Here is a 5,715-nt window from a genome sequence, read left to right as displayed (position 1 = left end):
CGCGACTTCCGTGGGAGGACGTGCAGCGTGCGATCGATAGCATCGAGAGCACGACGCCATCCGGTATTCGCGATCGTGCAATGATGCTTTTGTTGGCCACGACCGGCATGCGCAACAGGGAGCTGCGTGAGCTGGAGCTAGACGACATACGGTGGCGCACCGGAGAGCTGGTACTGCGTCACACAAAGGGACATCACGACCGTGTTGTACCGCTGCTCCCGGAAACAGGTGAGGCACTCGCTAAATACGTTCTTCATGCGCGACCACAGACCACTGAGCGCCGGGTATTTCTTTCGTGTGTTCCCCCGGTGCGCTCGTTCCCGCACAGCAGCAGCATTTCGCGTATTGTGCGTTTCCGACTTGAACGTGCAGGACTCCGCACTCAACGTGGTGGTGCACATCTTTTACGCCACAGCCTCGCGACTCGGCTGGTTGAGAAACGACGGCCAATCAAGGAGATCGCCGATCTACTCGGTCATCGGAACATCGATAGCACGTCCTTTTACGTCAAGGTCGCTGTACCGCAACTCGCGGATGTCTCATTGCCATTTCCTGGAGGTGCGTCATGAATGCGTTCGTGACTGCGCTGACTGCGGGAACGGAGAGCTACATTGCCCTTCAGCGAGCGTTGGGCTATCAGTTTCGCAAACAGGCGGCGACGCTCCGCTCACTTCTCCGCTACGTTGGCTCAAGCCATGCGGGTGGTCCGTTATCTCAAGCGTTGGCCGTGGACTTCGTCATGGCAAGCAATCTTACGCCGAACGGCAGGGCTATTTGCTACGGCGTAGTTCGACGCTTCGCCGAATACTACGCAGCGTTCGACCCTTGCACCGGGTCGTTCGATTGCCGAGCCTTGCCTCGCTCGCGCCACATTCCACCACCGCGGATCTTGAGCGACGAAGAACTACGCTCCCTGATGAGCGCGAGCATGCGGATATCGGTCATCCAACCACTGCGTGGCCAAACGCTAACTACCGTGATAGGTCTGCTGGCGAGCACGGGGCTGCGTTCGGGCGAAGCACTGCGTCTCGATCGAACCGATGTTGACCTATACACAGGTATCTTGCAAATCCGCAAGACCAAGTTCCGGAAGGACCGGCTGGTGCCCGTACACGCTACTACCTTGGCGGCGCTGCAAGCCTATGCCCGGTATCGTGACCTCGTCTTTCCGCTACAAACGAGTTCGGCTTTTTTTGTCAGTACACGCGGCACCCGGCTGTCCCCGGCCGGGCTGCACTACGGTTTCGAACAGGCTTGTGAGCTTGCTGGCCTGAACAGGACAGGGACCAAGTCCTTGCGGCCTCATGATCTACGCCATCGATTCGCCGTCACACGCCTTGCGCACTGGCACCGACAGAAGACCGACGTTCAGTCGATGCTGCCGATTCTGGCGACTTACCTGGGTCATGGCAGATACAGCGATACCGCCTACTACATTACTGCTACGCCAGAACTGCTGAGCTTGATCGCAGACAACGTATTCAGCACAGGAGCTGTGGCATGAACGGTCAACCTTCACTCGCACGGCATTTCGAGTCCTTCTTTCGTGAACGACTGACGCAGCAGCGTAACGCGACGCAGGCCACCATTGCTGCATACCGAGACGCTCTCCGGCTGCTTGTCATCTTCGCTTCAGAGCGGACTGGCAAGAAACCAAGCGCTCTGGTGGTTGAGGACCTCGACCGCGACATGATCCTGGCATATCTGGATCATCTGGAACGCTCGCGCGGCAACTGTGTTCACACTCGCAACGCTCGTCTCACGGCGATACGCTCATTCTTCCGTCATGTGTCGACTTGTGATCCCGCTGCGCTTGGCGTCGCTCAGCGCGTACTTTCGATTCCAATCAAGAAGTCGGACCTGTCCAACCCCCGATATCTGTCGCGAGCCGAGCTCGACGCACTCATCAATGCGCCGAATGTGTCCTCACAAATCGGCCGTCGCGACCGTGTCCTGCTGTTGTTCCTTGCCCGTACCGGTGCCAGAATCTCAGAGGCGCTCGGCGTGGACGCATCCGACCTCTCGTTGGACGGAGCGCGATCGCATGTCATGCTTCGCGGCAAAGGTCGCAAGCAACGTGTGATCCCTTGGCCGCTGATCTCGTTACAGAAATCGAGGATTTACTGCGGGAGAATGGCGTCGGCCGGCATGAGGCGGTCCCACTATTCGCTGGCGTGCACGGCGAGCGGCTGACGCGTTTCGGTGCTACCCACATCGTACGTCGTGCCGCCGCCGCAGCTTCCTTGCAGAAACCCGAACTTGTGCGAAAGGAAATCTCGCCACACGTGTTTCGACATTCGCTGGCAATGATGCTGCTTCAATCTGGAGTTGACCTTCTCACGATCCAGGCGTGGCTTGGACACGCACAGGTCGCTACTACGCATCGCTACGCCGCAGCAGATGTCGAAATGATGCGACGCGGACTGGATAAGGCCGCTATTCGAGGAATCGCAACTCATCGCTTTCGACCGAAGGACGCCGTCTTGAGTCTCCTTGAAAATCTGTAGCGTTACGTGTCGCCGACCGCCGAGATCAGGGCCATGACATCACAGGCTGCTTTCCTACTCACGGTCGGCCGCTACATATTTCGCTGAGCCACATAAGAACGGATCCCGTTCAAGCACGGTCTGCACCTTGGCCGCGAGACTGTTGAATCCGGCCCGCATATCGGTGACTCCCGCGGCCAGCCACACTCGGGATCCGGACGGCAGGCCAACGGCGGACGGCAGCATCAGCAGGCTCATCGGGCAAGGCCCCGCACAATCTTGATCAGGGTCGCGATGGGTGTGTCCGCGCTCAAGCGTAGCCGGACGTCGCCACACTCGACCTCGTAGATGCTGGTGCTCTCTCGCGATGGGCATGCCGGCACGTCCGGTGAAGGCTCAGCCACTGCCACTGGTAGCCAGTTGAGTGCAGGCGCCTCTGACAACTGAGCGTCGGGCATGCCGAAATCGCCGGCAAGATAATGACGACGCCATTTGAACAGCAGATTGGCATTGATGTCGTGCTCGCGAGCGATGAGCGCAGCCGAGGCACCCGGCTTGAGCGTCGCCTCGACGATCTGCCGCTTGAACTCGACCGAAAAATTCGGTCGCTTGGACCGTTTGGATTGATGATGGCTGTCCACTGTTGCGTCCACCATTCGTTTGGTGGGCACCAAAGTAGCCAAACTCAACAAGTAAATCTACACGGTAATGAAGACCTTGCAATTACCCACAACTCTATCGCGAAACCTGGTAACCTAGCCTTCGTCATATTTCGTGTACGAGCGAGATGGCCGGCAAACGACAGGCGGACGAACGAGCGTGGTTCGACAAGGAAGTCGAGGCGAGCGAATTTCAGGATGCGAGACTACGCAAGCGGTTTGGCATCGTGCTGGAGCGGTTGTGGTCGGGCATGGGCCAGCCGATTCCCTTCGCATGTCAGGACTGGGCCTCGACGAAAGCCGCTTACCGATTCCTGTCCAACGATCGGGTCAGCGAGCAGGACATCCTGAGCGGTCACTTCCAGGCGAGTGCCGATCGTTTCAAGGCGACGCAAGGCGCCATTCTCGTGCTTCAAGATACGACGACATTCTCGTATCAGCGGGAGCGCCCAGAGCTGATTGGCTACACGGGCAAGACCTCTGTCCAGCGCGGCAAACATGGGCTGTTGAAACCGCTGACGCAATGCGGCATCCTGATGCATTCGAGTCTGGTTGTCACCCCGGAGGGATTGCCGCTGGGTCTGGCGGCGGTGAAGTTCTGGACTAGAAACAAGTTCAAAGGCACTACCGCGCTGAAGCGGCACATCAATCCCACGCGAGTTCCAATTGAGGAGAAGGAAAGCTATCGGTGGTTGGAGAACATGCGTCAGTCGACAGCGCTGCTAGGCGAGCCGGTGCGTTGCGTTCATGTTGGCGATCGCGAAAGCGACATTTACGAACTGTTTTGTACGGCGCACGACCTGTGCACATACTTTCTTGTGCGAACCTGCGTTGACCGGCTCGCGGGCGATGGGCAGCACACCATCGCGGATGCAATGGAACAGGTTAAGGTCAAAGGAGTGCACCGTGTCAAGATTCGCGACGCGAAGGGGCACCCGATGACAGTGACCCTTGAGGTCCGCTACCAGCAAATGACAGTGTTGCCGCCCATCGGTAAGCAGAATCGTTATCCGGCGCTGCAACTTACGGTAATTGTACTGATATGACTTTCCGTGTCAATCGGGATCGGTTTTCGTTTTCCTCTTGTGGGCACATGAATTTCCTGGAGGCGGCGTAGCAGTAAGTCTCGACGGTGGATCGCACTGATATCCGCGGGTTGGTTACCGCATTACAGAGGTCCGCCCCTTGAGCCTGCCGCTATCTAAAGCCGCAAATCGAATGATGTCCGTTGCATAGTCCAACCGCGGGTTGCTCGGGTGCCGGGCTACGCCGCCTTCAGGAAACTCGTCGAATCAATGTAGCAAAGCTCAGCGCTACGCCGGCTGCTCGTTTCGCGTTACGGCGAGCGACATTGCGAGCTTGCTGATGTCCCAGATGAACCCCGCAAGCTCGCGTGCGACGGCGACAACAGCGATGTTCACATTCTTGCCGCGTGCTGCCAGCTTGCGATATCGGCGGCAGAGTCGAACCTGTGCGTCCCAGGCACGGTCAAGGATGCGTTTGGGAATACCTTCATGTCGGCGCTGGATTTCCGGACTCACGCGTGCCGGGTATCTGTAGCTCCAGGCGGCCTCAACGAGCAGCTTTCTTGCATAGCTGTTGCCGTTCTTCGTGATGCTGCCCTGACGCCGCCGCTCACCCGACGAATGTTCTGAGGGCGTCACGCCCAGCCAGGCCATCAGTTGGCGCGGGTGCTCGAAGCGGGAGAGGTCCCCCAATTCGGAGAGCATGCCCACGGCGGTGATGAACTGTATGCCGCGCATGGTCTGCAGACCGAGAATGGCCGGATAAAATCGCCAGCCAACGACAGCTTCGTGCAAGGTCGCCTCGAGGCGCTCACATTGCGCAAACCTGTCTTCAATCGTGCGACGGCACTCGTCGAAGGCCAGTTGCTGCCAGTGGTTCGAGAATGCAAATACGCTTATCCATCGCCGGTGCGCGGGACCCCAGTTGGCGTTACCTGAGTAGCGGACTCCATGCGATAGCAGGAAGGACTTCAATCGCTGGCGGGCCTGTCTGAGATCTGCTTTCGCTGCCGCCCATGCGCGCGCCAGGTCCCGGAACGCCTCGTCTTCAACATCCGGCACGTGTACCGCTGACAGGTCGCCAGCGCGGAGCGCGCGTACGAGCTTGACTGCATCCCGCCGGTCCGTCTTGACGCGCTCGCCCGGTTTCTTCGGAATCAGGGACGGCGCACATACCACGCAGTCGAATCCTCTTTCAACGAGCTCCCTGTAGAGTCCGTAGCCGCAGGGGCCGGCTTCATAGACAACGCGGACATGGCGCGCCTTCGACTGAACACGCTTGCACAAGCGATCGATATCCGCCTTCAGCGTTCCGATCTTGCCCAACAGTTCCACGTCGCCCATATCGATCGCGTACGCCACCGTGATCGACTCCTTGTGAACATCCAGACCGACAAACACCGTGCTATCGTGTTCCATGCTGGCCTCCGTGCTGGAAATCGCCGGGGTGTGCCCTCTGCACATCATGCGGCTCTGGCAGTGATGCTAACCCGCGTTTGGTTCCTCACGGCGGGCCAGCCACTGGCTCACGGAAAGTCATACTGC

6 protein-coding genes and 1 pseudogene are annotated in these 5,715 nt (G+C 58.8%); 4 read left to right on the top strand and 3 right to left on the bottom strand.

Features of this window, described 5'->3' with window-relative positions; all coding sequences use genetic code 11:
* The 3 genes and pseudogenes from P0D80_RS48380 to P0D80_RS48370 all read left to right on the top strand — a co-directional run.
* The coding region (locus tag P0D80_RS48380) for a site-specific integrase (protein WP_408295413.1) at positions 1–569 on the top strand (569 nt) is incomplete at its 5' end.
* Positions 566–1,504 (top strand): tyrosine-type recombinase/integrase, encoded by a 939-nt coding sequence (locus P0D80_RS48375; protein WP_408295410.1) that lies wholly within the window; start codon positions 566–568, stop codon positions 1,502–1,504. The genes P0D80_RS48380 and P0D80_RS48375, both read left to right, overlap by 4 nt.
* A pseudogene (locus tag P0D80_RS48370) lies at positions 1,501–2,507 on the top strand (tyrosine-type recombinase/integrase). The gene P0D80_RS48375 and the pseudogene P0D80_RS48370 overlap by 4 nt, the downstream one beginning before the upstream one ends.
* Positions 2,508–2,561: 54 nt before the next feature.
* On the opposite strand, the gene tnpB reads toward P0D80_RS48370, so the two are convergent.
* Both tnpB and tnpA read right to left on the bottom strand, forming a co-directional pair.
* Complete coding sequence (tnpB, locus tag P0D80_RS48365) at positions 2,562–2,744, bottom strand: IS66 family insertion sequence element accessory protein TnpB (RefSeq protein ID WP_408295407.1); 183 nt, start codon at positions 2,742–2,744, stop codon at positions 2,562–2,564.
* Entirely contained in the window at positions 2,741–3,157 is a 417-nt protein-coding gene (gene tnpA, locus P0D80_RS48360; protein ID WP_408295404.1) for an IS66-like element accessory protein TnpA, read from the bottom strand. The genes tnpB and tnpA overlap by 4 nt, the downstream gene beginning before the upstream one ends.
* Positions 3,158–3,273: 116 nt before the next feature.
* On the opposite strand from tnpA, the gene P0D80_RS48355 reads away from it, so the two are divergent.
* Positions 3,274–4,191: an IS4/Tn5 family transposase DNA-binding protein gene (locus P0D80_RS48355; protein ID WP_408295401.1), complete on the top strand. Its 918-nt coding sequence runs from the start codon at positions 3,274–3,276 to the stop codon at positions 4,189–4,191.
* A 267-nt stretch (positions 4,192–4,458) separates the two neighbouring features.
* Here P0D80_RS48355 and P0D80_RS48350 read toward each other — a convergent pair whose 3' ends face one another.
* Positions 4,459–5,589 carry an IS110 family RNA-guided transposase gene (locus P0D80_RS48350; RefSeq protein WP_408295399.1) on the bottom strand — a complete coding sequence of 377 codons (1,131 nt, stop codon included), beginning with the start codon at positions 5,587–5,589 and terminating at the stop codon, positions 4,459–4,461.
* Positions 5,590–5,715: the final 126 nt, after the last annotated feature.

Source organism: Paraburkholderia sp. RL17-373-BIF-A (assembly GCF_046030175.1).
Taxonomy (GTDB): Bacteria; Pseudomonadota; Gammaproteobacteria; order Burkholderiales; family Burkholderiaceae; genus Paraburkholderia.
Note: the sequence above shows the minus strand (reverse complement) of the source record. Positions and strands in the feature narration are given on the sequence as shown.